Here is a 26,785-nt window from a genome sequence, read left to right as displayed (position 1 = left end):
GAAAGGAAAAACCATGTCATACATCACGAAATTGATTGTGGGCCTGATTGGCACGGCGGGCTTGTGTATTTTTATCGGCGGGCTTTCCCAAAGTATCTCGACCGGATTTGCGGGCTTTGTGGGGGGATCTCCCTTCATGATCATCGCCATCGTTGTTTGCGGTATGGCGGTTTATGATTTCTACGATGAATGTATCCGTAAGAAATGACAAAAAAGCGCCTCTGGATCACCCGCCGCCTGTCTGACGCGACGCTGGAACGTGCCGCGCGCGACTATGAAGTTGTGATCAATCACGATGATACGCCCGGAACCGCCGAGGACATCATCGCCGCAAGTGCCGAGTTTGATGCGATCATTCCGTGCCATTCAGAACACTTCTCGGCCGATGTGGTGGCGCAGCTTGATCCGCGATTGAAGATTTTGGCGAACCATTCTGTGGGCGTTGATCATTGCGATCTACCGGCCTTGGCCGCACGCGGTATCACGGTGACGAACACGCCCGATGTGCTGTCTGACGCCACCGCAGAGCTTGCGATGCTTTTGATGTTGGGGGCCGCCCGTCACGCGGTCGCCGGGGATCGACTTGTGCGCACGGGCGGTTGGGACAGTTGGTCGCCTGCGTTTATGGTCGGCAAGCAAGTGACAGGTGCGCGTGTTGGCATCATCGGCATGGGCCGTGTTGGGCGATCGTTTGCCGCCAAGGCACGCGGGTTCGACATGGATGTGCATTACTATAATCGCAGCGAATTGTCGGCGGACCTTGCGCAAGGTGCAACGTATCATTCAACGATTGAAAGCCTGCTGGGCGTTGCGGATTTCTTGTCCCTGCATTGCCCCGCCACTCCCGAGACAACCGATCTGATGAATTCTGAACGGTTTGCGATGCTGCCTCCTGGGGCGGTCGTTGTGAACACCGCGCGCGGGGCATTGATCGACGAAGACGCGCTGATGGCGGCGCTTGATCGCGGGCATGTTGTGGCGGCTGGCCTTGATTGTTTCAAGGTTGAACCGGGCGGAAACCCTGCGCTTTCGTTATACGACAATGTCTTCATGCTTCCCCATATCGGAAGCGCGACCCGAACCACGCGCGACGCTATGGGCTTTCGTGCTTTGGACAATCTGGACGCCTTCTTTGCCGGTCAAACACCGCAGGATCAGCTTTAGTAATTATGGATAAATCGATGACAAAAATGACTTTTCTGGGCCTCGGCGTCATGGGCTATCCAATGGCGGGGCATCTGGCCAAGGCGGGCCACGCTGTGACCGTTTACAATCGCACGACTGCAAAGGCGGAAAAATGGGCGGCAGAGCACGGCGGCAGTTTTGGCAAAACACCTGCCGAGGCCGCACAAGGCGCTGAAATAGTGATGGCCTGCGTGGGAAATGATGATGATCTGCGCGCCGTATGCCTTGGCCCCGAAGGTGCGTTTGCGACCATGTCAGAAGGCAGTACATTCGTAGATCACACGACAGTTTCCGCCGCAGTCACAGCCGAGCTTTATGCCACCGCCAAAGACCGCGGGATCGCGTTCGTAGATGCACCCGTGTCCGGCGGTCAGGCGGGTGCCGAAAACGGCGCATTATCGATCATGTGTGGCGGCGATCAGGCCGATTATGACTGGGCCGAACCTGTCATGAACGTCTATTCTAAACTGTGTCGTCGCATTGGCGACAGTGGGGCAGGCCAGATGACCAAGATGTGCAACCAGATCGCCATCGCGGGTTTGGTCCAAGGGCTGTCCGAAGCCATGCATTTCGCGTCCAAAGCGGGGCTTGATGGCGCCGCCGTGGTTGAGGTGATCAGTCAAGGCGCTGCCGGGTCATGGCAGATGTCCAACCGCTACGAGACCATGTTGGCCGATCATTTCGAACATGGTTTTGCGGTTGACTGGATGCGCAAGGACCTTGGAATTTGTCTGTCTACGGCGAACGAAAACGGGGCATCCTTGCCCGTCACTGCACTGGTTGATCAGTTTTATAAAGACGTCCAAAAAATGGGTGGTGGGCGTTGGGATACTTCAGCGCTTTTCAAACGGCTTCAGCAAACCTGATGGTCAGGAGCAGATGACAGCGCAGATGGAGAAGGAATCCGTTGAATTCGCGGCGCAGCAGGAACCGCCCTAATTCGCAGAAGTCGTGTCCGCCAAGATGCAGGAACGGATGCCGGTATTTAAGTGATCGCAGGCCTGCCCACTGGCCTCGCTCATACTGGCACACAGCAGAGTTGAGGCCGGAAGGTCGCAATTCGATGATCGGCCTGAGTTTATTCATCAACACAGTTGAAAGCGGGTAGGCGCGCGCGATCGCCCGCGCCTACGTAATTCGGGACGGGGGCGGCTGAACCAGTCGCTGGTAGCTGATCGTTTTGATGTGCAGATGAGCGCAGAAATGATTCGGGAGCCAACTCCCTTCAGGGCGATTGATTAACGGATATGGACGAACGACGATTTGATCAGAAGTTTATTGCGCTATCGGAGATTTTGATCAGATTTCCTGAAAGCGGGCCTGTTCCTGCGGCAGCATGTCGCGCTTCTGTCTAATTAAATCCCGCGAAAATAACTCGCTACACGTAAAAGGGGAATGACGCCTACGCGTAATTTGACCTGCGCGACCAGCTTCAAAATTCTATCATGGGTAGTGATCTCGGCGGACATACAATCTATGAGCCATTTTGGGAGTCCAGAATAAAATTGACAACCTACAGGCTTGTGATCCCTATTTATTAATAATTAAGAATTTCTATTTGAATTTTTTGCGTTGGCTTATTTTTTCATAGCCGCGTTCTCGTGGTCAAAATATTACGGCCATACTATCCAGTTTAGAGAGTTATATTTGTTATTATTGCGGGGGTATTCCCCTCGAATGCTCAATTTCTACAATCAAAAATACTATAATTTCAGCGACTTAAACTATTTCATCAAGTTATTTTCGGCCTTTTCTGCCTCTGGGGAGCGCGGCTGGCCTTCATAGATATCGTCTGCTGCCCCAATTGGGGCGCGCACGATATTCTGCCCGGGAGAATTTTCACAATGGCTATTAATTTCAATCAGGTCGGCTCTTTCCAAGGTATTTCCGATGGCCCCAATGTCATCAGCAATCCGACATCACTACAATTCGGACCGGATGGCCGTTTGTACGTTGCGGAACAGAACGGCACGGTGAATGCCTTCACAGTCACGATTGAAGATGGCCAATATGTCGCCACCGATCACGAAGCCCTGACGCTTGCGAGCGGGCTTGGCGTTGTGACCGGGTTGCAGAACCACAACGATGATGGATCGCTGTCTGGTGAGGCGAACAGACAGGTGACAGGGATCGTGGTGGCGGGCACGGCCGAAAATCCCGTGCTCTATATTTCATCAAGCGATCCGCGGATTTCCTCGAACGGCGAGGTTAACTTGGACACAAATTCCGGTATCGTCACCCAAGTAAGCTGGACCGGTACAGAATGGGTGCAGCTGGATCTGATCCGCGGTTTGCCGCGATCCGAAGAGAACCACGCCACCAACGGTATGGTGCTTAGTCCGGATGGCGAAACTCTGTATCTGGCCGTGGGTGGCAATACCAATAACGGCGCACCATCGTCTTTCTTCTCATATACAGGGGAATACGCCCTTTCCGGATCTGTTCTGGAGATTGATCTGGTCGATCTCGCATCGCGCCCCGTTTTGCAGGACGCTGACGGCGGCCAAGGCGGCACAGTTCGGGACTATGTTTATGATCTGCCGACGCTGGATGATCCCAGCGTTGCGAATGACGGTGTGCGCGAAGACGCTAACGGGATGGATGTGAACGGACCGTTCGGGGGCAATGACGGATTGAACATGGCTGTGCTGCCTGCGGATGCGCCTTTGCGCATCTTTGCTGACGGGTTCCGCAACCCTTACGACTTGGTCATGTCGCCTTCGGGGCAACTCTACACTGTTGATAATGGATCCAACGGCAATTTGGGGGGCGATCCGGTTGTTGTGGATGGCGAGGCATCCCAGCAGCCCAACAACGGTGGCACGGGCGCTGCCGAACCTCTGTTCTTGATAGAAGATGGTGGTTATTACGGCCACCCGAACCCGGCGCGGTCCAATCAAAACCTGTCGTGGACAGTCTATGATGATAACGGGAATCCTGATGGTTCCGTGACGCCAAACACCGTAAGCGACCTGTCTGCGCTTGTGCCGGATGGCGTGCAGATCGCAGACGGTTTCCTGATTGATCCATCCAAGTTCACAGGCGATCCTGTACGCTTGGCAGAAAGCGGTGTTCGGGTCCCGCATAGCAGCGTGGAATCGAATTCGTTGGTGACAGTGGGGTCGTCGAGCAACGGTCTTGTCTACTACAATTCCAATGGGACAGCCTTTGATGGCGCGCTGGATGGATCGCTGCTTGTCACGCAGTTCAACGATAACCTCACGGTTCTGAATTTGAATGATGCCGGCACCGCTGTTGAAGCACTGGTTGATCCTGGTCCTGATGGCATCTTGGGGACTGCTGATGACTTTGTGCCCACCGGTGCAGGCGACGGCACCTATCAACTGCCGGGTTTTGCGGGGAATTTGATCAACCCGCTGGATGTGACAGTTGCGCCTGATGGCAGTATCTGGATTGCCGAAATCGGCTCGAATGACATCAGCGTTTGGGTGCCCAGCGATGTGGTGCTTCCCAATGATAATGATTTTGACAACGATGGCCTTCTAAACGCAGTTGACCCGTTTACCCGTGACGACACCAACGGAACCTCTGTCCTTATTGAGGGCAACCAGACCTATACATGGAGCTTCGCTGCCTCTGGCGTAGGGGATGATTTCCCCGGCCCTGACGGCTATGGCGGCGGTTTGACGGGTGTTATGGTCAACGGCACCACGGATTTCGAGGCCTTTTTCCAAGAGCCGTCCAGCGCGCCCGATCAGGACGTTAACCTTGATAACGTGAAATTTAACACCGCTGCTGGGGGGGGGGCGACTGTTATCGAAACCGTGTCGAACGGTGATCCCTTCACCGGATCAAATAGTGGTGAATTCCTGTTCCACACCGGCGTGGTTCTTAGCGATGCAGTCGACACGCTCAATATCCGGTGGTCATTCTTCAATCCGGGCGATGCATTTACCGGCACGTACCAGCAGATAGGCGGATACATCGGCACCGGCGATCAGTCCAATTACCTTAAGGTTGTCGCAATCCAGCACCCGAATGGGGAAATTCAGGTGACGCTTGAGGACGGCGATGCGGTTGCCGCGGATCAATTCATTCAAGCAGATGGTATTTTCGATGTCACCGAGGCAGAGGCCAAGAAAATCTTTGCCGAGCTGGACATCGATATCGTGGCGGAAACTGCCACAGCAACAATCACGTATGAAACCGCCACCGGAACCTCAGTGGTTGTTGGCACGCCGATATCGCTCAGCGGGACGGCCGTGCTGGATGCCATAAAAGGTGACAGTTCTGTGCAGGGGCAGCAGACCGGCCTTGCCGTTGGTCTGTTCGCGACCAACAACGGAGAAGCCGAAGCAGACGCCTTTCAGGCTGTGTTCGATGATATCCAGATCAGCGCCACAGAAACCCCGACAGCCCCAATGGCCGAAGATGATCTGATCTCCACCGGTTTGGATGAGGCGATCACCGTGTCTACCAGCCAACTATTGGTCAACGACACAGACGCAAATGCGGATGATACTCTTACCATCACAGCGGTCGGTGATGCGGTTAACGGTACTGTTTTGCTTAATAACAACGGAACAGCGGGTGATCCTTCCGACGACAGCATCACCTTCAGTCCTACGGCGGGCTTTCAAGGCGAGGGCAGCTTTAGCTATACAGTCACGGATTCCGATGGTCTGACGGCCACTGCTTCGGTGACCGTGGGCATCGACAATGAAACGGTTCTTTACCGCGTGAATGCAGGCGGTGCCGAGATTGCATCCCTTGACGACGGGCCGAATTGGTCCGCGGATACCGACACCGCAAACAGCGCTTTCCTGATTGATGCGGGTGAAAATAACCTCAACGGTTTCAATGTGGCTCCCGGTGCGTCTGTGGGGCCAGAAGTGCCTGCCGCAATTTTCCAGACCGAGCGTTGGGATCAGGCCGGTGGGACGGAAATGCAATGGGGTTTTGATGTCGGTGTCGGTGTCTACGAGGTGCGGCTATACATGGGCAACGGGTATACTGGGACAGGGACGCCTGGAACCCGGGTATTCGACGTTGCTATCGAAGGTGCCGTTCTTCCCAATCTTGACGATATCGACCTTAGCGCCGGTTTCGGTAACCTTGTCGGTGGGGTAATCTCGAACGAGGTCACGGTCACAGACGGGCAGCTTAACATTGAATTCTTGCATGGCGTAGAAAACCCGTTGATCAACGGGATCGAGATTATCAAGCTGGCAGGTGCGGACGTTGACCCCACCGTGTCGATCATAAGTGGTGATCAGGTTGTTACCGAAGATATCGGACAGGTACAGATTTCACTGGCCACTGATATCACAGTGCCGGCTGCAGAGACCGTCGATATTACCTTTGAAATAGTGCCCGGCGGTGCCACGCCTCTGGAAGACTATTCATACAGCGATGCGTCCGCGAGCTATGATACTGTCACAGGTATTTATACTGATACGGTCTCCATTGCCGGCAGTTCGTCCGACGTCACATTCTTGGTAAACATCTTGCAGGATGCCTTGCCTGAGGCAAATGAAGCGTTTTCCATTAATATCCTGAGCGTGGGTCCGAACGCCAATATCGGTGTGGCCACAGCCAGCGTAACAATTGAGGACGACGACACGGTGACAGAACCGGGTCAGGTCCTGTTCCGCATCAACTCCGGTGGCGCAGAAGTTGCTGCGACCGATGGCGGACCAAACTGGTCCGAGGATAGCGGTGTCAACCCGACACCGTTCCTTGTGGCGGGCGGTGGCAATACCTTTGCGTCGACGGCGACTATCACAGTTGATCCGGCGGATGTTAACGGCGCCCCATCGGCCATCTTCGATACTGAGCGTTGGGACCCTGTCAGCGCCACAGACGACGCAGAAATGCAATATGAATTCGGCGGGCTTGTGGCTGGTGATTATACCGTGAACCTGTATCTGGCCGAGGGGTCAGCCACACAAAGCGCTCCGGGTGAGCGGTCCTTTGACGTGGCCGTTGAAGGAGTGGTGCCAACAATCTTTAGCGCAATTTCGCCGTTTGATACCAATGGCAATGCGGCGTTCGTCCTGTCCTACACGACGGCAATCACCGATGGCGTGCTTGATCTGGATTTCCTGCACGGCGCGGTGAACAACCCCGCTGTCCGTGGTATTGAAATTCTTGCTGCCGGTGCGGCGGATCCAGCGGATACGGTGAACGGTTTGGCCGTTTCCGGAGGTGACTTCTCTTCTGACGCCGATGCGCCGGATGCGATCCTGCTGCCTGCTGGCGGCAGCACAACAATTGTTTCCAATCTGGAAGGCTCGAACGCCGACCGTGACTTCATCACAGTCGAAATCCCTGACGGCTACCGTTTGGCAGATGTGCTGCTGGACAATTATGTGGCTGATCCCGGAAACAGTGGTTTCTTAGGCCTCAAGCTCGGTGATGATCTGACACTTGATCCTGCGGTCCCCCAGCTCGGCCAATCCCCTGACGGAGTTGTCGAACCCGGTGACCTCAACGGCGGTCTTGTCTTCAACGAGGGGTTTGTTGGTAATGACCTACTGTCGGCTTTGAACGATACCAGCTCGGGCTTTGCCGGATTTGACATCGACGCGCTGACCGGCAATGTGACTTTCTGGTTGAATCAGGGTGGCGATGCCAGCCACACGACGCTGACTTTTGTGACCGAAGCGATCCCCGCAACAGGTGGGCAGATCGTTGCGGCAATCAATGCCGGTGGACCGGCTTTGACGCAGGACGGCATAGACTTTTCGGCTGACACCGCCTTTTTGAACGGCTTGGTTTATGTAGACGGAAACGGCGGCAATGGACCTCAAACCGTATTCGACGGTACGATCTATGAGACCGAACGCTATGGCGGTGCCCCGACCGATCCCGCACTTGACTACGTCATACCGGTGGCAGCGGGTGCGTATAGTCTGGAACTGCATTTCGCCGAAATTTTCCAGCCGATCAATGCAATTGGCGGGCGTGTCTTTGACGTTTTTGTCGAAGGGCAGCTGGTAATCGATGATCTGGATATCCTTGAACAAACCGGTGGTGACATCAACCAGCCCTTTGTGCTCACGCTTCCTGAAACCTTCTCTCCTGATGTGTACGGTGATCCGGACGCGATCGATATCAGCTTTTCGGCCTCTGTCGATAACGCCAAGATTAGCGGTATTGTGGTCCGCGAAGCCGAAGTCGAGCCTGAACCAACGGGCGGATCGGCAATCCTCACAATCAATGATGGTCAAGACAACATCGAAACGTCGAACTTCGGCAACGGGTCGTTCCAGATCACTAACAATGGTAACAAGAACATCTCCTTTATCGAGATTGATGTCAGCGACGCAGTCTTGGTTGACGCGGTCTTTGATCCTTTCGGTATCGCCGGAGACAGCACAGCAAAAATACTGACGCTGAATAACGGCACTGACGGAGGCACCGGACTGGTGGTTCCCACAGATACAAACGGCGGCGGCGGATTTGACGAAGATGCGATCGGCATCGTGTATCTCGGGTCTGGCGGGGCAGATGGATATGAACGCATCCGCCTTGAGTTCACGGACTTCAATCCAGGTGAGACACTGACTTTTGGCCTCGATATGGATCCCAATTCCATTGCCGGTTCCAGCAAATCCACGCTGGATAGCGGGGCGCCGCTGCAAAATGCCGGCGGGAACAACATTTGGGATGTCGGCGGAATTGGTGGTGCCGAACTTGCTGGCAGCCTGTTTACCGTTGGCTATAGCGACGGTACCGGTTCTACCGGCCAGTTGCAGGGGCAGGGGACCGGTGAACAGATTGGTGCATTGGCCCTGTCGACTCAGGATAGCGACAATCTTGAGGTAAATATCTCTGTTAGCGGCATCGCTGCGGGGGATGAGGGCACCTATGGCGACGGCGGACCGCAGATCCTGATTTCAGGACCGGCGGGCGAAACAGCACGGGTCATGGTGCTTAAAGGTATGATTGTGCCTTTCACCAACGAATTCACGGACACAAATGGCGCGGCCTTCGATCCGGTCAACGTCTATCATGATCGCCTTGACCAACAGTTGCAGGCGCTGGAGGATTCCGGGTTTCCGGCCAACAATGCGGTGGAAATACTATATGTGGATGTTCCGCTGGACGGCTCTGTTCAGGATATTTCCAGCCTGTTCGACTTCACTCAGGTTGCGAACTTTGATCTTTCGGTTCCCGATCAGGTCAACGAATTCGGTGAGCTGAACGAAGCGCACTTGCCATTGGGCATTGTCGCCAGCGTGATTGACGTGGTGACAGACGCGTCCAAAGGGCCGGTCACGTCGCCGATCCACCTCACCTATGCTGAAAACGCAGCGCCTGTGATAAACCCGATCGCGGATATCGAGATCGGAGAAGGCGCAGAAGCGGCATTCTCAATTCAGGCGACTGACGCGGATGGTGACGCCATCGCCCTTTCTGTTGCTGTTTCGAATGACGCTGAGGGGACTTTCGTCGATCCTGCGCAGTATTCTTTCGCTGATAATGGCGATGGGACCGGCAGTTTCGCATGGACCACAGCCGAACCGGATGATGGTGCCTACACGATCACGGTCACGGCAGATGATGGGACATCAACAACCACTGAAACGCTGGCGTTGATCGTCAACGAGAAAGCAGGCCCACAGCCGGGCGATGTTCTTTACCGCGTGAATGCGGGCGGTGCCGAAGTTGCTGCCTCTGATGGCGGACCAAACTGGTCCGAAGACCTTCAAGACAGCAATTCGCCATACCTCGTCAACCCCGGTTCCAACAATGATTTCCCGGGCAGTGGTACCCCTGTTTCGGGTGTCGACATATCCTTGCTTTCCGGCACCGGCGCAGTGGCCGAGATGATGGGGGTCGAGCGTTGGGATTCGATTAACGACGCAAACGGCGAGATGGCTTGGGCCTTTGACGTGGCTGCAGGGACCGAGGTTGAGGTCCGCATTTATGTGGCCGAACTTTACGCGGGCTTGCCCGACCTTGACGGAAGCGGCGATGCGACTGGCGACAGGGTGTTTGATATCAGCGTAGATGGTGTTGTGCCTGCGGCATTTGCGGGCATCGACCCTTACGCGCTTGCGGGCAATGCGTTCAGCACAGGCGCTGTGGTATCGCACACAATGGTGAGTGACGGGACAATCGATCTGGAATTCCTCCACCTTTCTGAAAACCCCGCCATCAAGGGTATCGAGATTATTGTGGCGGGTGATACGGATACGGCCGCTCCGACAGCCGATCTGACGGCTCCGGATGTGACCACCACGGGGGACAGCTATACCTTCACTATCGCATATAGCGATGCGACAGCGGTTGATGTGTCAACGCTCGACTCTCTCGATGTTACTGTGTCCAACGGCGCGCTTGCATTCAGTACGACCGCGACGCTTCTGTCGGTTGATGTGCCTTCGGATGGCGCAACCAGAATAGCCACCTATCAGATCACGCCTCCAGGCGGCAGCTTTGATCCGGCTGACAACGGTACCTACACAATAACCCTTAATGATGGTGAAGTGGCTGATATTCTGGGCAATGTCACCAGCGAGACTGTGCTTGGAACCTTTGACGTAAACGTCCAGCCAACCGATCAGGTTGAGGGCGGTAGTCTTGGCATCCTTGTTACGCCGGGTACGGACCTTGACGCGTCCACCTATGCTGCGGGTAGTTTCCAGCTTACCAACAACAGCGCTGCCGGTGTGCAGATCGCTCAGGTGTCCTTCGATCTGTCGACGGGTATTCTACCGGATATGGTATTTGATCCCACTGGCTCGGGGGGGGATGCAACCGCTTCGCCCTTCACCCCCAATGCCGGAGCCGCAGCAACTGGTCTGGTCATGCCAGCCGATCCGGCATCCGATCCGTTTTCCCAGCCGCGAAATGGCGGCTTTGACGTCCTGACCATCGATTTCACAAACTTTGACCCCGGAGAGACGTTTACTTTCACCACAGACATCGATCCGAATTCTATCCAAGGGGTGCCGGGCGCGGGAAATGCCGGTTCTGTCTCCGGTTATGAATTGATCGGTAGCACAGTCACCGTGACGTTCACTGATGGCACCAATACCGAAGTATCGCTTGGCTCGCTGCTTGATGAAAGCGTATTCGACCTGCCAGGTGGGTCTTTGGGTGGTAGCCAAGGTGTTGTCACGACTGAAGCGGTCATCGCAGCCCCGACCTTGTCGGTGGTTGGCGCTGGGCCAGATCAGGTTGCCTCGCTTGCGGGTACTCAGGTGGATATCACGTCTTCCGACTTTACGGTCGAAGTTACCGGTCCTGCGGGTGCGACCGTGCAGATACTCCAGATGGATACGCGGCTATTTATCGCCAGTGGCGCGCCTGCGTTCGGCATCGCGGCGGACGAGCTGGCATTCTACGCCAATGAGGCGATGGGCGGTAAGGCTCTGGCTTCGGTCACACTGGATGCCAACGGTGTGGGTCTGGCGGACCTGTCGCTGCTTGATACCGACGGAGGTGCGACGCCAGATGGCGGTTTGAACGCACTGGTGGCTGTTGTGACCACGGGTGACGGTCAGGTGGGTCTGTCCAGCACACCACTTGTGGTCAAGACTGCCGCGCCTCTGATCTTTGACGCGCCGGGTGCTGTTACGTTCGACGGTATCGCAGGCGATGTGATCGAATTGCCGCACGATGAAGCCTACGAAATATCCCAAGGCACGATCGCCTTCTCCTTTATCGCGGATACCACCAGCGGGCCACAGGGGCTCTTTTCGAAGGATGCTTCCGGTTATGTGGGGGGCGGCAATCATGCTGTGATCTACCTTGATGGAAATACCCTGACAGCACGCTTCCAGAATGGTGCCAGTGAAACCATCCTTACCTCCAGCGGGATAGCAGTAGGCCAGGAATATGAAATCGCAGCCACCTTTGGCGCATCGGGTGTGACCCTTTGGGTGAACGGGAATGCGGTCGCCTCTGATCCGCTGGTTACGGACTGGGGCCTAAACGTCGAGGCAATCCAATGGGGGGGCCGTGGCTGGGCAAGTGCAAGCGGCGACTTCGGCTTTGACGCGCCCTTTAACGGTATTCTGGCAGATCGCCAGATTTACGCGCAGGAGCTTACGGCCTCGCAGATTGCGGCCTTGGCCGCGACATCCACGGCCTCGAACTCGCCGCCCACAGCGCAACCGGACGCAGTGTCTGTGGACGAGGATCAAGCCGTTGTCTTTAATCCGGCAGACAACGATGTCGACCCCGACGGTGATCCCGTCACTGTGGTAAGCGTTGTGACCGATCCGTCCAACGGGTCTGCTGTTCTGGGTCTTGGCGGTGATGTGACCTACACGCCAGATGCAGATTTCAACGGCACAGACAGCTTTGACGTGCAGGTGGCGGATGGCATCGGCGGCTTCGCCGTCTCGACCGTTACTGTGACTGTGAATGCGGTGAATGACGATCCCACAGCCAACGATGATGTGGCCTCTACTGTGATTGATACAGCGGCAGTCATTGACGTGATATCGAACGATGTCGATCCCGATGGCGATGCTTTGACAGTTGTGGCGGTGAGCGATGGATTGCTTGGTAGCGTGGTCGCCAACGGCGATGGGACTGTCACCTATACACCGAACATCGGTGTGACAGGCGAGGACAGCTTTACCTACACCGTCGAAGACGGCAACGGCGGCACAGCCGATACTGCAACGGTCACAGTCTCGATACTGGAGGCGCCGAACCAGCAGCCGGTCGCTGTGGATGATATCGTTGCTACGGATGAAGATACGTCGATCATCTTTAATCCTGCCGATAACGATACCGACGGCAATGGCGATACGGTTGTGGTCGCAGCGATCCTGACAGATCCGACAAACGGGGCGGCTGTGTTGAACACAGACGGCACAGTGACCTACACGCCAGACGCCGATTTCAACGGAACCGACACATTCGAAGTGTCTGTGGTAGACGGCAACGGTGGCAGCGACAGCGGGCTTGTGACTGTCAACGTGGCTCCTGTGAATGACGGGCCGGTCGCATCTGATGACATTGCCTCAGTGTCGCAGGACACTGCTGTTATCATTGATGTGCTAAGCAATGACGTGGACGTGGACGATGACTCGCTGTCTATATCCGACGTCAGCCAAGGCGCACACGGCAGCGTAGAAGTGAACGCCAACGGTACGGTAACCTACACCCCGACCACTGCAGGTTTTTCAGGTATTGATAGCTTTACCTATGAGGTCTCCGATGGTGCGTTGACCGATACAGCCACAGTAGAGATCGAGGTGACAAGTATCCCGATACCTATCGTGGATGTGCCGGGTACCTCTGTGTTCAACGGTGCGAACAACAGCGTTCAAGAAATCGCGCATTCCGGGCTCTACTCGATTGCAGAAGGGACACTCAATTTCTCCTTCACCGCAGCCGATACCATTGGCCAGCAAGGTTTGTTCTCTAAAGATGCGTCCGGATACGTTGGTGGGGGCAACCACTTTGCGCTCTATCTGCAGGGCAGTACGCTGACCGCTCGTTTCCAGAACGGCACGGCTGACGCCATCTTTACAGTTCCCAACATCCAAGCAGGGGTCACTTACGATGTCGCTGCCAGCTTCGGGGCAGGGGGTAGCACTCTTTATCTGGATGGCGTGGCAGTGGGAAGTAATCCGCTGGTGATGGATTGGACACAGAATGTCGAATACATCCAGTGGGGAGGTCTCGGATGGGCAAGCGCCTCTGGTGCGGCAGGCTTTGTGTCGCCCTTCGCGGGGACAATCACTGACAAACAACTGTATGATGTGAGCCTTACGCCAGATCAGATCGCGACACTGCATGCTGACGGGCCGCCAAACGCAGATCCAGTGGCTGTAGATGATGTGATCTTTTTGGATGAGGACACCATGATCACGTTTGACCCAACAGCTAACGACTCTGATCTCGACGGGGATAGCCTAACTGTTGCCGAAGTATTGTCGGAGCCGACGAATGGGACAGTCGTGTTAAATGGCGATGGCACTGTCAGCTACACACCTGATGCTGATTTCTTTGGGACCGATAGCTTCGACTTTGTCATCGCTGACGGTCGCGGCGGTACGGATGTGTCGAACGTCAGCGTTTCGGTCAATGGGGTTGAAGACAATCCTGTAGCGAACGATGATTTCGCGAATGTTTTGCAGGGTGAAGCGGTACTCATTGATTTATTGGCAAATGACACGGACGCAGACGGTGATGCGCTGAGCATCCTCTCTATCGTCGATCCCGCTAACGGGTCCATCGTCAATAATGGTGATGGAACTGTGTCTTACACGGCCAGCGATCCGGACTTTGTTGGCACTGTTACCTTCGAATACGTTCTGTCTGATGGGGACGGCCCAACGGATATGGCCACTGTCAGCATCGGTGTTACGACAGAACCGGTCTTGCCAACCGCGGTGCTGGAGCAGCTTGGAATTCGGAGCTACGATGGTAGTGCGGCACAGGTGCAGAATATCGCGCCCTCAGAGACCTTCGAATTCAGAGAGGGTACCATCGCCTTCTCCTTTATTGACGACAATCCGGGCGTTCGTCAGGGTTTGGTCGTCAAGGATGCGTCAGGCTTCGTGGGCGGAGGCAATCACTTTGCAGCATACATCGAAAATAGCGATCTGATTGTACGCTTCCAAGATGGCGCGAATAGCTCGACGCAGGTTTTCGAGAATTTGAACGCTGGTCAGGAGTACGAGGTGGCTGCTGTGTTTGCCGATGAGGGTGTCCAGCTCTGGGTCGATGGCGTGTTGCGAGGCGAGCAATCAGGCCTTGTATCCTCATGGGAGACCAATCAGGAATTCCTGCAGGTCGGGGGCCTTGGTTGGGCAAGCGCCACAGGCAACGGTTCTTTCACCAATCCGTTCTCAGGAGAAATTGCGGATCTGCAGATATTTGACGCAGCACTAGAAGAGGCGCTTATCGTCGGTCTGGCGGAAGATTCGTCCTTCGATCTTCTCTAGGGGACTGTCTCGGGGGATGGGTGTCGGAACAGATGACATGCATCCCCTATCCTTCGCTATTCAGGTAATTTGAAGGGGCATCGCTAGCCTGTTGCCAATCCCGCCTATCAATAATCCAAAGAGCGGATAGGTTTCCAAATAGTCCAGTAAGACGCGCCAAATTTCATTCTCAATTCTTTTAAATAATACAGCGTCGGTCTAAACGCCAAGCGGCGTCTTTGGCAGCTTTTGTGCCACATTCGGCATAGACGGTACGAGGCTTTGAAATGCCCGCTCTGCCCTACGAGCATTGTAGCTGCGCCTTTGCAGCGTATGATCGCAATCCGCCCTTACTATCGAGTGCCGCTTACGGCCGATAGCAGTCTTTCGCTGCGCTATACGCTAAGGTCAGCTGTGCGGACTGAGCTTCCTTTTTGCTCATGCAGCAATTGCCTTCGCAGCATCGCTTTTCGGATGCGGCATGCCATCTGCTGCTGCGTTGCAACGGAAATCACCATAGCAGTCATTAAACCCCCGATAAGACGCTAATTCATCCCATCTTTTCTGTGGAGGAGGGTGCACAGGCATGTTTTATCTCCGGGGTTTCTCAAAATGTCCGGGGTCAGTTCAGCAATACGGGTATTTGAATAGGTCCGCGAAAGCCGAAACCGCGCCAAATCACAGCGTCTGGATCTGGTAGGGACATGTTTGGGAAGTGGTCGAACAGCAGCGGCAGCATGACCTGCGCCACCGCGCGGCGCGCCACATGCGTTCCCTGACAGAAATGCGGGCCGTTCCCGAAGGATTGGTGCAGGATCTTGTCACGGTAGACGTTAAAAATCTCGCCGTCCTCAACGACATCCTCGTCACGATTGGCGCTAGCCTGGATGGTCATGACCGTATCACCCTTCGGAATGATGTACCCCCTGATCTCCGTGTCTTGCGTCGCAAGCCGGGACGAGGCAGAGATTGGCGCGACCCAGCGCACACCTTCTTCAAATGCTTTGTCCCAGTCGCCATTCCTCTTGACTTGCGCGAACTGGTCAGGATTGCTCAGCAGCCCCACGACGATTGTATTCAAGGCATCGCGCGGCTCGTTGATGCCACCGCCGATGGCGATCTTGATATTGGCGTAGATCTGTTTTTCGTCGATCGGGTCATCTGCATTCAGCATGACCGAAAGCGCGGAGTTGTTCGGCTCTGCGCGGTGCCGGTCTTGCAGGCTGTCAAAGAGCGCGTGCATTTCCTCATTGGCGCGGTCCGCGCGTGCGAAGGGTTCATCGCGCCAGCCGAAATTGCCCGCACCGTCGATCAGGGCCTGGCTCCAACGCTGCATCTGTTCGTCCGATGCGTCCTCGATCCCCAGAAGCACTGCAAGACCACGCGCGCAATATGGGCCCGACAGCGCCGGAAAGAGATCGACCACCTCGCCGCGCGGCAAGCGTGCCACGTAGTCCTCCGCGATCTTCTGGTACTGCGGCACCCAATCGTCGCGGATCACCTTGGGCGCAAAGGCGGGTGCCATGGCCATGCGCTCGCGAAGATGCTCGGCGCCATCCTTGCGCATCAGCGTGTGCGCCCAGAAGGCGCGTTTCATCGGCGTGTTCGGATCATCAGAACTGAATAGCTCCGGGTTATCCTTGACGTATTTCGTATCAACCGCCTTGGTCAGCAAGGTGCGGCCCGCCGCCTTGACCCGGACGACCGGGGCTTCGGCACGCAGGCGGCGATAGATCGGGAAAGGATCGCGGTCGAGCGCATGGAGGGTAATTGCTTCGTCCAGCGGAGCGAGATCAGCCATCACTTTCTCCCAGCAATCGCAGGGCGTTCTCTTTCAGGATCATCGGGCGCACCTCGTCCTTGAACGGGGCATTCTCAAAATCGGCAAGCCAGCGGTCTGGCGTGATCGCGGGCCAGTCAGAACCGAACAGCATCTTCTTTTTCAGGATCGAGTTGGCGTAGCGGATGAAGGTTTCAGGAAAATACTTTGGACTCCAGCCACTCATGTCATAGTAGACATTCGGCTTGTGCTGGCAGACGGCCAGCCCTTCTTCCGTCCAGGGAAAGCTGGGATGGGCAAGAATGATCGGCATGTCTGGGAAATCGACCGCCACATCATCGAGATACATCGGATTGGAATATTTGAGCCTCATTCCCATGCCACCCCGCATACCCGATCCAACGCCGGTTTGGCCGGTATGAAACAGCGTGATCACCCCTTCTTCGGCGCAGGCTTCCAGCACAGTATAACACGCCTCGCGATCATTAGGGAAAAACCCCTGCATCGTGGGGTGGAACTTGAACCCCCGCACACCAAAGTCGCGCACCAGGCGTTTGACTTCGCGTGCGCCGGCTTTGCCCTTGTGTGGATCGATGGAGGCGAAGGGGATCAGAATATCGTCGTTTTCGGCGCAGATGCCAGCAACCTCTTCGTTGGAATAGCGGCGAAAGCCTGTCTCGCGCTCTGCATCGACAGGGAAGATAACAGCGGCGATGTTGCGCTCTCGATAGTAAGCGGCGGTATCCTGAACCGTCGGCAGCATTCCATCTGCTCCTGCCGGGTTCTTGAAGTATTTGGCCATCCCGGCCTGAAATTCGTTGTAACCGTCATCGCGGCCGTGGTTGCAGGGTTCTTCTGCGTGCGTGTGAAAATCGATTGCCTTGACGGCGCTGAAATCAACCATGATGTGCCTCCCTGCAAAAATGCTATACAGCAGAACCGTTAACCTATACAACAAATTTACAAGTAAAAGGATCTGTGTATGGCGGGCAACTCGGGGAAAAAAGATGCAACGCGCGTCGAGATTGACGGCGACATCGCAACGGTCACTTTTGATCGGCCCGAAAAGCGCAATGCCATGAATGACCAGTTGATCGCTGAGCTTGACACCTTTTTTTCCAATCCACCCGAGGGTGTGAACGCAGCCATCCTGCGCGGAGAAGGCGGGCATTTCTGTTCAGGTCTGGATCTGGCCGAGCATGAGCATCGCGCCCCCATTGAAGGTGTCTATCATTCGCGCAATTGGCATCGCGTTTCGGACGCCATCGAGTTTGGCGGATTGCCGGTCGTCTCGGTCCTGACTGGTGCTGTAATTGGCGGCGGGCTTGAAATCGCGGCCTCGACCCATGTTCGTATCGCCGAGCCGGATGTGCGGTTCCAGCTGCCGGAGGGGCGGCGCGGGATATTCGTAGGCGGCGGTGCGACAGTGCGCGTGGGCCGTTTACTGGGCGCGGATCGAATGCGGGAAATGATGCTGACGGGGCGCAACTACGGAGCCGAAGAAGGCCTTGCGCTTGGGCTGTGCCACTACTCTGTCGAGGCTGGCGAAGGATACGATCTTGCGAAAAAACTTGCGCGCAAGATCGCAGATAATGCACCTTTCTCGAACTACCTGATGATGCAGGCAATCCCGCGCATTCAGGACATGCCCCGCTCTGAAGGGTTATTCACGGAAAGCCTCGCTGCGGCAATGTCGCAAACGTCTGATGGCGCGAAAGAAGGGCTGCGCGCATTTTTGGAAAAACGACCGCCGAAATTCAGATAACCAAGACAGATGAACGGAAAAACCGTCACTGCATCACCTTTGTCTCACTGGGAGGAGAAGACATGAAGAAACGTAGCTTTGTCAAAACAGCGATTGCCGGAGTGGTAACCGCCGCCGCATTGGGCGGCTCGGCCTATGCGCAAGAGGTCACTCTGCGCTTGCACCAGTTCCTGCCACCCCCTGCGACGGTGCCTGCCAAGATCCTCAAGCCCTGGGCGACTGCGGTGGAGGAGGCGTCTGGCGGTCGCATTGCGATCCAGCATTTCGATGCCATGTCTTTGGGTGGCCGTCCGCCCGAACTGATGGATCAGGCGCGCGACGGCGTTGTCGATCTGTCCATGACTGTGGTGGGCTATACGCCGGGCCGCTTCCCGCGAACAGAAGTTTTTGAACTACCCTTTATGATGACAAACCCTGTCGCCACCGCGTCCGCCTATTGGGAGATGGTCGAGACGGATTGGCAAAGCAATGAGTACAAGGACGTCAAAGTTCTTGGCGCATGGGTGCATGGCCCCGGTGTTGTCCACTCTAAGGACGGTGTTAACAGCCTTGAGGATATGAAAGGTCTGACCGTGCGCGGCCCGACCCGTATCATCAACGATATGCTCTCTGAGCTGGGCGCAGAGCCTGTTGGCATGCCGCTGCCCGCAATCCCCGAGGCGCTGTCCAAGGGCGTTGTCAAAGGCACTGTCATTCCATGGGAAGTGACCCCTGCGATCCGCCTGTCGGAGCTGGTGACGAACCACACGGAGTTCTCTGGCGACGAAGCGCTTTATGCGGCAACAATTGTTCTTGTGATGAACAAGGCCAAGTATGAGGCGCTGCCCGATGATCTCAAAGCGATTATTGATGCAGAGTCAGGCGCAAAACTGTCCAAGTTCGCCACTCAGGTAATGTGGGACGAGGACGCACCAGCGCGTGCCATTGCAGAAAAAGCTGGCAACACCATTGTTGAGCTCGACGCAGCAGAGGTCGCGCGCTGGAAAGACGCAGCGGGCCCCGTGATCGAGCGCTGGATTGCTGACATGGACGGCAAGGGCCTCGATGGCTCAGCGCTAATCGAGCAGGCCAAAGCGCTGATCAAAAAGCACGGCGGCTAATAGTTGACGACATCAGGGCAAGGGAGCCATTAGGCATCCTTGCCCTATTTGAAGGGCAAAAAAAAAGATGTATCACGCACTCGACAAACTGGCGCAAGCGCTTGCGCGTGCTCTGGCTTTGGCTGGTGGCGTGGTCCTGTTGGGCATTACCTTGCTGACTTGCGTTTCGATCATCGGGCGTGTCTTTGTGCCCCTGGACATCGGGCTGGGACCCATTCGCGGCATTTATGACATGACGGAGATCGGCATGGCCGCCGCCATCTTCGCCTTTCTGCCTTGGGCGCAGTTCAAGGAAGCCCATGCGCGCGTCGATCTGTTCCAGTTCGCAATGCCGCGTAAGGCCGATCAGTTTCTTGACCTGCTGTTCAATGCTGGGATGGCCTTCGTGGCGGCGGTTGGAACCTATCGGCTCTACCTCGGTATGCAGGACAAGCTGTCGTACGGTGAAACGACGCTGATTGCCCAGATTCCTGTCTGGCAGGGATATGCCGCGGGCCTTATCGGCGCGGTGGGCTTTGTCATCGTCTCCGTGTTTTGCACGTTCCGTGCCCTGCGCCGGCTGGCCGGGTATGTGGACAATCCCGAAGGGATTCAGGCATGACCAACATCGAACTGGCGATCTGGTCCCTGCCGGTACTGTTGATCCTTGTTTTCTTGCGCGCGCCCATCGCACTTGCCATGATCGGCGTTGGTGTTGGTGGCACGTATCTGGTAATCGGGACGCCCATGATGACGCTCAACCAGCTCAAGACGCTGACCTACGGCACCTTTTCCAACTATTCGTTTTCAATCATCCCGCTGTTCTTGCTGATGGGTCAGTTCGCCACGCTGTCTGGCATGTCCACATCATTGTTCAAGGCCGCAGAGAGCTTTCTGGGTCACCGCAAAGGTGGTGTGGCTATGTCAGCCATCGGGGCCTGCGCGGGCTTTGGCGCGATTTGCGGGTCATCGCTGGCGACGGCGGCAACTATGGGGCAGGTCGCCTTGCCCGAGATGAAGCGCTATGGTTACCCCGACAGCCTGTCCACCGGGGCGCTGGCGGCGGGGGGCACCCTTGGCATTCTGATCCCGCCCTCTGTGATCCTTGTGATCTACGCAATCCTGGCGGAGCAGAACATCGCCAAACTCTTCGTCGCGGCGTTTATCCCCGGCATTTTGGCCGCCATCGGTTACATGATCGCGATTTCAATCTGGGTGCGCGTGCGGCCCAATGCAGCCCGGTTGAGCCCGCGTGTGCCATGGGGGCAACGCATGGTCATGCTTGGAAAGATCTGGCCAGTTATCCTGATTTTCGTGGCTGTTGTCGGCGGCATCTACGCAGGTATTTTCACCCCAACTGAAGCTGCGGCTGTTGGCGCGGCGGGCACATTCATTGCCGCGTTGGCAAGTGGTGAAATGACATGGCCGCGCCTGACGGAATCCATCCTGTCCACGGCCAGCGCATCAGCGATGATCTTTCTGATCATTTTGGGCGCGGGCATCTACAACAACTTCCTGTCGCTCACACAATTGCCGCAAGAAGCTTCTGCCTGGGTTGGCACACAAGGTTTCTCACCGTGGTTCGTGCTAACAATCGTTCTTATCATGTATCTTCTGTTCGGCTGCGTGATGGACAGTTTGTCGATGGTCCTTTTGACTGTACCGATAATTTTCCCGATCATGTCCGTGCTCGACTTCGGGATGAGCGTGAACGACTTCGGCCTCTGGTTCGGCATTCTTGTGCTGATCGTCGTGGAGGTCGGATTGATCACACCGCCCGTAGGGATGAATCTCTTCATCATCAACGGGATGTCCAAGACCACACCCATCAGCGAAACCTACAAAGGGGCGCTGCCCTTCGTGATTACCGACATCGTCCGGGTCGTGATATTAGCGTCTTTCCCGGCGGTCACGCTCTGGCTGGTCTGGGTCATCGACGCACTTTAGGCGAGTTACTCTCGTGAGGAAGCGCGGCCCCCCTCATCTGTCCGACTTGGAAACGGGCTTTACCCAGAGGCGCTAACCCTGAGACCTTTTTCGATAATGGTCGGCACGGCGTTTAGTGTTTCGACAGCAAAGCCAGCCGCAGCCTTGTAGCCAGCCATAAACGCGGCGTGCTCCGCCTGCGGGATCACGCCATCAATGCTGTCGAACATTCCGCCACAGCGTTCATCGACGATATTGAGCAATCCGAACGGCCCTGCACGCCTGTTGCGCAAAACAAGCTCGGATACTGGGCCGCACAGTTCTTGGTCATAGGCTGCGAGGGCCTCGGCGTTCACCCCATGCTCCAGAATCTTTGCTGCCAGAACCCGCCCGTCCACAGTGGCTTGCGTCGCGTCGTTGGAACCGGCCGGATACATCGCGTGCGCGGCGTCGCCAAGCAAGGCGACATTCCCGTCTTGCCAAGTGGGAATGGGGTCGCGGTCGATCATACGGTTTTCAAAGGCTGTCTCGGCTCCGCGCAACAGCGTGGGCACATTCAGCCAATCTCAGTTACAGTCTTCAAAATGATGGATGAATATATCGATACTGGTTGGCTTGAACCAACCGCTTTCGCGACCAGCGGGATCGTCATAAGTGACCTCGGAAATCCCCCTGATCCAGTGCAGTCCGTCGGCATCAGGGGGTGAGGTTGGATATATCACCACGCGTTGTTAGTGGGTGCGCAGCCCTATGAATGGTTAGCCGGTCCCGATCGGTCTGGACCGTGTTGTCCCACGCAACATGATCGCGCCGCCCCAGTGAATTGGGGACTGGTAAGGGTGCATCTGCGCACCGATTCCTGAATGAATGCTGTCGGCACCAATTAAAAGCGCCCCGCTTTGTGTTGTCTGTCGTCCGGCCGCCATTCCAATCGTAGCAATGATGCCGCCATCAGCATTGTTCTGGTAGCCCAAAACACGCGCCCCTAATTTCTCTGTATCGGGGCCAGCGCGGGCGATCAGGTTTTGTTAAAGGACCAAGTGAAACTGGCCGCAATGCGGCGCGTACTGATGCCATGCACAACCAACGTCCAATCCGCGCGGTTTGGCATAGATGTCCTTGCCGTTCAGGCCGACCAACGCCCATTTCTTCGCAGGTATGCCAACCTGATCCAACTCATTGGTGCTAAAACCCATTTGGAGAAGCTCGCGCACACCGTTCGGCCGAAGGTTGATCCCAAAGCCAAGAGGGCGAAGCTGTTCGACTGTCTCGAAAATAATGGTGGGCACACCGATCTGATCAAGCGTCAAAGCCAGCGCCAGTCAACCAATGCCTTCTCCTGCGATAAGTACGGTCTGATCAGAGAATGGCCTACTCCATTTTATCGGGACCCGAACTAAACGCTCAGTATCTCGGGATTGCCCCCAAACAGCTCGGCAATCTTGCCTGCGTTGTTGGCACGCATAGCACGTTGGTTGAGCGAGCCTTTTTCGGTGACCTCGCCTTTGTCAAGGCTGGGCTCATCGCGCAGGATTGCGGCGCGCCGCACGCGGCTGGCTGAACCTGTGGCACGCTGGGCCGCGCTGCGCAGCTTGTCGTGTAAAGCAGCATGCAGCTGATCCGTTTCCATGTGCTTGGCCTGTTCTGACAGCAGCAAGAGCGCGCCGAGTTCGGCTCGGTTCTCACCGGTGATCACAGCATCGCGAACAAGCCCGTCCATGGCATCGACGAGCGCCGAACGTACTGCGCCAACAGCAACCCATGTGCCAGTGTTCAGCTTGAAATTTTCAGCAACGCGCCCGTCAAAAAAGAAGCCCTTGGTGAAATCTGCCGGATCAGCAGGGCGCAGGGCATCGCCCATGCAATAGTACCCCTCATCGTCAAACGCTTCGGCTGTACTCTGTGGATCGCCAAAATAGCCCGGTGTGATGCTTGGCCCTTTCAGGCGCACCTCAAGCTTTCCGCCGTTCGGGACAAGTTTCATGGACAGCCCCGCCGAGGGCACACCAACATTGCCTGAGAAGTCCTGCACATCCGTGCAAGTCAATGCAAAAGGGGCCGTTTCCGTCGCGCCCAAACTGCTGGACAGAAGAACCTCCCGTCCGGTTGTCTTGCGCCCAATCGCGCGCAACCTGTCCCACGTGCGTTGCGCCATCCCTGCGCCTGCGTAAAACATCATGCCCAGCTGGCTGAAGAACGTCTTCGCAAGGGTCGGGTCAGCTTCGAGTTCGTCAATCAGCATATCCCAGCCGACAGGGACGTTGAAATACCACGTGCAGGCCACTTCACGCAGATTGCGCAGGGTTTCGTCAAAGGCACCGGGGGCGGGTTTGCCTTCGTCGATGTAGTAGGTGCCGCCGTTTGTCAGAACGAGGTAGGAAACCTTGTTGCCCGCTGCAGTGTGGTTCCAAGGCGCCCAATCCAACACGACAGGCGGGCGTTTTTCCAAAAAGCGATAGCAATCGCGGACCATTGCCTGGTTTGCGCAGATCATGCCGTTGGTGTTGATAACGGCCTTGGGGTTTCCTGTTGAACCGGAAGTGAAGAGATATTTGACAACGGTAGTCGAAGTTACGGTTGCGCGTGCTCGGCCCGCAGATGGCCCATCACCTTGTAACATATCAGCAAAGGGCACCGACGATGCCCCGCGCAGTGCGATCACCTCCCGCTGCGGCGAAGAGATCGACGCAAGTGCCGGGGCAAACTGATCGCCATCCTCGGCGTAGACTGCGCCCGGATTCAGGAGCGCTGCGATGTCCTTAAGCTTGCTGTGATCTTTTGAGACCAGAGAATAGGCGGGGCTGACAGGGGCAAAAGGAATACCGACGTAAAAACATGCAACCCCGAGAAGCCCATGCTCCAGAGAATTACCTGACAGGATCAAGAGCGGCCTGTCAGGTCCCAGCCCCATCTCCAGCAGGTGTGACCCGATTTGGCGCGCAGCGGTGCGCGCCTCACCGTAGGTGATCTTGCGCCAGTCCCCCTGACCATCGCGCCGTGCGAGCCAGGGCTGATCCGGCGTGGCGTCAGCCCATTTGTCGAGATAATCCGCCAGAGTTGGCAAATGCTCAGGCAGAGCTTTGGTTTGCTCCATGAGGATCGTGCCGTCGTCGCGGGTGGTGATGTCAAACGTCGGCGACCAGAAATCGTTTGGGTCCAGCGCGCTCATACTAACGAGGGGCCATGCGTATGGCGCCGTCCAAGCGGATGGTTTCACCATTGAGCATGGAATTTTGGGTAATGTGGCTTACCATTGCGGCATATTCAGTAGGATCGCCAAGCCTTGATGGAAATGGCACCTGCGCCCCGAGCGAGGCCTGTACCTCCTGTGGCAGTTCATCAAGAAGTGGTGTCAGAAACAGGCCCGGCGCGATCGTGCAGACGCGTACACCCTTGTCAGCCAAGTCACGCGCCATGGGCAAGGTCATCCCGACAATGCCGCCCTTTGAGGCGGAATAGGCAAGCTGACCAACTTGCCCGTCAAAAGCCGCCACGGAAGCGGTGTTCACGATAACGCCGCGCGCGCCATCGGGTGCGATCGGCTCTGCCGTGCACATTTGTGCAGCCGCTTGACTGGCGCAATTGAAACTGCCCATCAGATTAACCCTCAAGGTCTTTTCGAACAATCCCGGATCGTGGGGGGCACCACGCGAGACCGTCTTGGCCGCGCCGCCGATCCCGGCACAGTTCACCAAAACGCGCAATGACCCCATTGTATCCTGAACATCTGCGATGCCCGCTGCGACGGAGGCGGGATCGGCGACATCAACTTTGACGAACCGCCCACCAATCTTGTCCGCATGCGCGCGACCCGCCTCTTCATTAAGATCAAACAGAGCGAGTTTGAGCCCGTCGCAGGCCAGCTGTTCAGCTGTCGCCGCGCCAAGTCCTGACGCGCCGCCTGTTACGATTGCCGTATGTCCGGCCCAATTCTGTAAGCTCATTTTCATTCTCCTCTACGGCGGATTTTTTTCAACAGGGACAAGAGCTGCGCTTTTTCGGCTTCCGTCATGTTGCTAAACAGGCTGTCTTCATGCGCGCGTACCGCCTCAATTGTCTCACGATACAGCTGACGTCCCGCTTCGGTGGGGACCAACGCCTGGACACGCCGGTCAGTTGGCACTTGCACGCGTGATAAACAGCCCTTCGCCTCCAACTCGTCTACAATTGCGACAAGCCCTGATCGTTCAATCCCCATCATCCGCGCCAACTCACTCTGCGTGATATTGGGGTGATCGTTGGTCAGGGAGAGTGCGGAAAACACTCGGGCAGAAAGACCGTCCTTGCCCATTGCGTCGCGAAAATCCTCTTTGACGACGATGTATGCGCGCTTGAGATTATAGCCGACGAGTTCTTCCAGATCAGGTGTTTTGAGATCATTGTTGGCAACGATCCGTGGCGTGTGCTTGGCCATAACCAGCCTCCATTTAGACATAGTCACAATACGCCCAAGTTGTTACATTGGTAAACAGTTATTCCTATGAAAGGCTTTGCGATGGACCTGCCGACACCAAAATTGGACGAGGTTTGCACGCTGTATGTTGAACTGGATGTGATCCGCGAAATGGGCGCGGGCCGTGCAGGGCACCGGCGGATCATTCCAATTGTGGGCGGTACGGTCACGGGCGCGCGTCTGGCAGGGCGCATCCTGAATCTTGGTGCCGATTGGCAAACCATCTTTGCGGGAGGGCTGGCCGAACTTGATACGCGGTACGCGGTGGAAACCGATGATGGAGCCATCATCGAGATTATTAATTACGGGTTTCGTCATGGGCCGGAAGAGGTGCTTGCTGCTGTGGCGCGCGGCGAAGAGGTTGACCCGACCGCCTATTACATGCGCACGCACGCACGGCTGGAAACGGGCGATGAGCGTTATGACTGGGTGAACCGGACGCTGTTCGTCGGTGTCGGCGCTCGGTTTCAACAAGCGGTGCAGGTCACGCTATACGCACTGACCTGACTTTTACTGCATCCCGAACGGGGTGTGCACCTTCACCCCAGAATAGCATCAGCCAAACTATATTAAGACTTACGCGAATGGCCGCTTCTTGCGCTGCGCAGCGGCATTCAGTTTTTCGCTCATACCGCATTTTTCACGCTGTGAGCACGTGCAGCGTAGAAGTTAAATTCACACAATGGGCGCACTGCCGTCATTCGCGGCGCAAAGCACCATTGGTCGCAATGCGGA

General features: G+C 56.2%; 16 protein-coding genes. 9 read left to right on the top strand and 7 right to left on the bottom strand.

The window, feature by feature from the left end:
* The first annotated feature begins 13 nt into the window (after positions 1 to 13).
* The 4 genes from K3757_RS11355 (at position 14) to K3757_RS11340 (ending at position 15,068) form a co-directional block, all read left to right on the top strand.
* On the top strand, positions 14 to 208 hold the full coding sequence (locus K3757_RS11355; RefSeq protein WP_259995635.1) for a hypothetical protein: 195 nt from the start codon (positions 14 to 16) through the stop codon (positions 206 to 208).
* A complete protein-coding gene (locus tag K3757_RS11350) occupies positions 205 to 1,164 on the top strand; it encodes a D-glycerate dehydrogenase (protein WP_259995633.1) in 960 nt (319 codons plus the stop codon). The genes K3757_RS11355 and K3757_RS11350 overlap by 4 nt, the downstream gene beginning before the upstream one ends.
* Positions 1,165 to 1,181: 17 nt before the next feature.
* A complete protein-coding gene (locus K3757_RS11345; protein ID WP_259995631.1) occupies positions 1,182 to 2,051 on the top strand; it encodes an NAD(P)-dependent oxidoreductase in 870 nt (289 codons plus the stop codon).
* Between the two features lie 978 nt (positions 2,052 to 3,029).
* Complete coding sequence (locus K3757_RS11340) at positions 3,030 to 15,068, top strand: Ig-like domain-containing protein (RefSeq protein ID WP_259995629.1); 12,039 nt, start codon at positions 3,030 to 3,032, stop codon at positions 15,066 to 15,068.
* Positions 15,069 to 15,669: 601 nt separating this feature from the next.
* On the opposite strand, the gene K3757_RS11335 is transcribed toward K3757_RS11340, so the two are convergent.
* Both K3757_RS11335 and K3757_RS11330 read right to left on the bottom strand, forming a co-directional pair.
* A complete protein-coding gene (locus K3757_RS11335) occupies positions 15,670 to 16,848 on the bottom strand; it encodes a cytochrome P450 (protein ID WP_259995627.1) in 1,179 nt (392 codons plus the stop codon).
* Positions 16,841 to 17,731, bottom strand: a complete 891-nt coding sequence (locus K3757_RS11330) for an amidohydrolase family protein (RefSeq protein WP_259995625.1) — start codon at positions 17,729 to 17,731, stop codon at positions 16,841 to 16,843. The genes K3757_RS11335 and K3757_RS11330 overlap by 8 nt, the downstream gene beginning before the upstream one ends.
* 78 nt (positions 17,732 to 17,809) lie before the next feature.
* On the opposite strand from K3757_RS11330, the gene K3757_RS11325 reads away from it, so the two are divergent.
* The 4 genes from K3757_RS11325 to K3757_RS11310 all read left to right on the top strand — a co-directional run bounded on the left by K3757_RS11325 (position 17,810) and on the right by K3757_RS11310 (position 21,618).
* Complete coding sequence (locus tag K3757_RS11325; RefSeq protein WP_259995623.1) at positions 17,810 to 18,592, top strand: crotonase/enoyl-CoA hydratase family protein; 783 nt, start codon at positions 17,810 to 17,812, stop codon at positions 18,590 to 18,592.
* Positions 18,593 to 18,654: 62 nt separating this feature from the next.
* Positions 18,655 to 19,692 carry a TRAP transporter substrate-binding protein gene (locus K3757_RS11320; RefSeq protein ID WP_259995620.1) on the top strand — a complete coding sequence of 346 codons (1,038 nt, stop codon included), beginning with the start codon at positions 18,655 to 18,657 and terminating at the stop codon, positions 19,690 to 19,692.
* A 67-nt stretch (positions 19,693 to 19,759) separates the two neighbouring features.
* Positions 19,760 to 20,293, top strand: a complete 534-nt coding sequence (locus K3757_RS11315; protein ID WP_259995618.1) for a TRAP transporter small permease — start codon at positions 19,760 to 19,762, stop codon at positions 20,291 to 20,293.
* A complete protein-coding gene (locus K3757_RS11310; RefSeq protein WP_259995616.1) occupies positions 20,290 to 21,618 on the top strand; it encodes a TRAP transporter large permease in 1,329 nt (442 codons plus the stop codon). The genes K3757_RS11315 and K3757_RS11310 overlap by 4 nt, the downstream gene beginning before the upstream one ends.
* A gap of 59 nt (positions 21,619 to 21,677) precedes the next feature.
* On the opposite strand, the gene K3757_RS19035 is transcribed toward K3757_RS11310, so the two are convergent.
* The 5 genes from K3757_RS19035 to K3757_RS11290 all read right to left on the bottom strand — a co-directional run bounded on the left by K3757_RS19035 (position 21,678) and on the right by K3757_RS11290 (position 26,011).
* Positions 21,678 to 22,151 carry a hypothetical protein gene (locus K3757_RS19035; RefSeq protein WP_311201728.1) on the bottom strand — a complete coding sequence of 158 codons (474 nt, stop codon included), beginning with the start codon at positions 22,149 to 22,151 and terminating at the stop codon, positions 21,678 to 21,680.
* Positions 22,152 to 22,625: 474 nt separating this feature from the next.
* The gene (locus tag K3757_RS19030; protein ID WP_311201727.1) at positions 22,626 to 22,907 is read right to left on the bottom strand and encodes a hypothetical protein; all 282 of its coding nucleotides are present in this window, start codon (positions 22,905 to 22,907) and stop codon (positions 22,626 to 22,628) included.
* 86 nt (positions 22,908 to 22,993) lie between these two features.
* Positions 22,994 to 24,766, bottom strand: coding sequence for a feruloyl-CoA synthase (locus K3757_RS11300; RefSeq protein WP_259995614.1), 1,773 nt, complete (start codon positions 24,764 to 24,766; stop codon positions 22,994 to 22,996).
* Position 24,767: 1 nt separating this feature from the next.
* Entirely contained in the window at positions 24,768 to 25,541 is a 774-nt protein-coding gene (locus K3757_RS11295) for an SDR family NAD(P)-dependent oxidoreductase (RefSeq protein WP_259995612.1), read from the bottom strand.
* Between the two features lie 2 nt (positions 25,542 to 25,543).
* Complete coding sequence (locus K3757_RS11290) at positions 25,544 to 26,011, bottom strand: MarR family winged helix-turn-helix transcriptional regulator (protein ID WP_259995611.1); 468 nt, start codon at positions 26,009 to 26,011, stop codon at positions 25,544 to 25,546.
* Positions 26,012 to 26,077: 66 nt separating this feature from the next.
* On the opposite strand from K3757_RS11290, the gene K3757_RS11285 reads away from it, so the two are divergent.
* Entirely contained in the window at positions 26,078 to 26,557 is a 480-nt protein-coding gene (locus tag K3757_RS11285; protein ID WP_259995610.1) for a DUF3237 domain-containing protein, read from the top strand.
* The last annotated feature ends 228 nt before the right edge of the window (positions 26,558 to 26,785 follow it).

The sequence above is a fragment of the Sulfitobacter sp. S223 genome, from assembly GCF_025143825.1.
Lineage (GTDB): Bacteria > Pseudomonadota > Alphaproteobacteria > Rhodobacterales > Rhodobacteraceae > Sulfitobacter.
This window is presented reverse-complemented; position numbering and strand designations above follow the sequence as displayed.

Excerpts from the sequence above, each read along its gene's own strand:
- K3757_RS11345 (WP_259995631.1), top strand. The coding sequence starts at position 1,182 with ATGACAAAAATGACTTTTCTGGGCCTCGGCGTCATGGGCTATCCAATG.
- K3757_RS11350 (WP_259995633.1), top strand. The coding sequence starts at position 205 with ATGACAAAAAAGCGCCTCTGGATCACCCGCCGCCTGTCTGACGCGACG.
- K3757_RS11355 (WP_259995635.1), top strand. The coding sequence starts at position 14 with ATGTCATACATCACGAAATTGATTGTGGGCCTGATTGGCACGGCGGGC.
- K3757_RS11330 (WP_259995625.1), bottom strand. The coding sequence starts at position 17,731 with ATGGTTGATTTCAGCGCCGTCAAGGCAATCGATTTTCACACGCACGCA.
- K3757_RS11310 (WP_259995616.1), top strand. The coding sequence starts at position 20,290 with ATGACCAACATCGAACTGGCGATCTGGTCCCTGCCGGTACTGTTGATC.
- K3757_RS11290 (WP_259995611.1), bottom strand. The coding sequence starts at position 26,011 with ATGGCCAAGCACACGCCACGGATCGTTGCCAACAATGATCTCAAAACA.
- K3757_RS11340 (WP_259995629.1), top strand. The coding sequence starts at position 3,030 with ATGGCTATTAATTTCAATCAGGTCGGCTCTTTCCAAGGTATTTCCGAT.
- K3757_RS11335 (WP_259995627.1), bottom strand. The coding sequence starts at position 16,848 with ATGGCTGATCTCGCTCCGCTGGACGAAGCAATTACCCTCCATGCGCTC.
- K3757_RS11300 (WP_259995614.1), bottom strand. The coding sequence starts at position 24,766 with ATGAGCGCGCTGGACCCAAACGATTTCTGGTCGCCGACGTTTGACATC.
- K3757_RS11295 (WP_259995612.1), bottom strand. The coding sequence starts at position 25,541 with ATGAGCTTACAGAATTGGGCCGGACATACGGCAATCGTAACAGGCGGC.
- K3757_RS11325 (WP_259995623.1), top strand. The coding sequence starts at position 17,810 with ATGGCGGGCAACTCGGGGAAAAAAGATGCAACGCGCGTCGAGATTGAC.
- K3757_RS11320 (WP_259995620.1), top strand. The coding sequence starts at position 18,655 with ATGAAGAAACGTAGCTTTGTCAAAACAGCGATTGCCGGAGTGGTAACC.
- K3757_RS11285 (WP_259995610.1), top strand. The coding sequence starts at position 26,078 with ATGAAAGGCTTTGCGATGGACCTGCCGACACCAAAATTGGACGAGGTT.
- K3757_RS11315 (WP_259995618.1), top strand. The coding sequence starts at position 19,760 with ATGTATCACGCACTCGACAAACTGGCGCAAGCGCTTGCGCGTGCTCTG.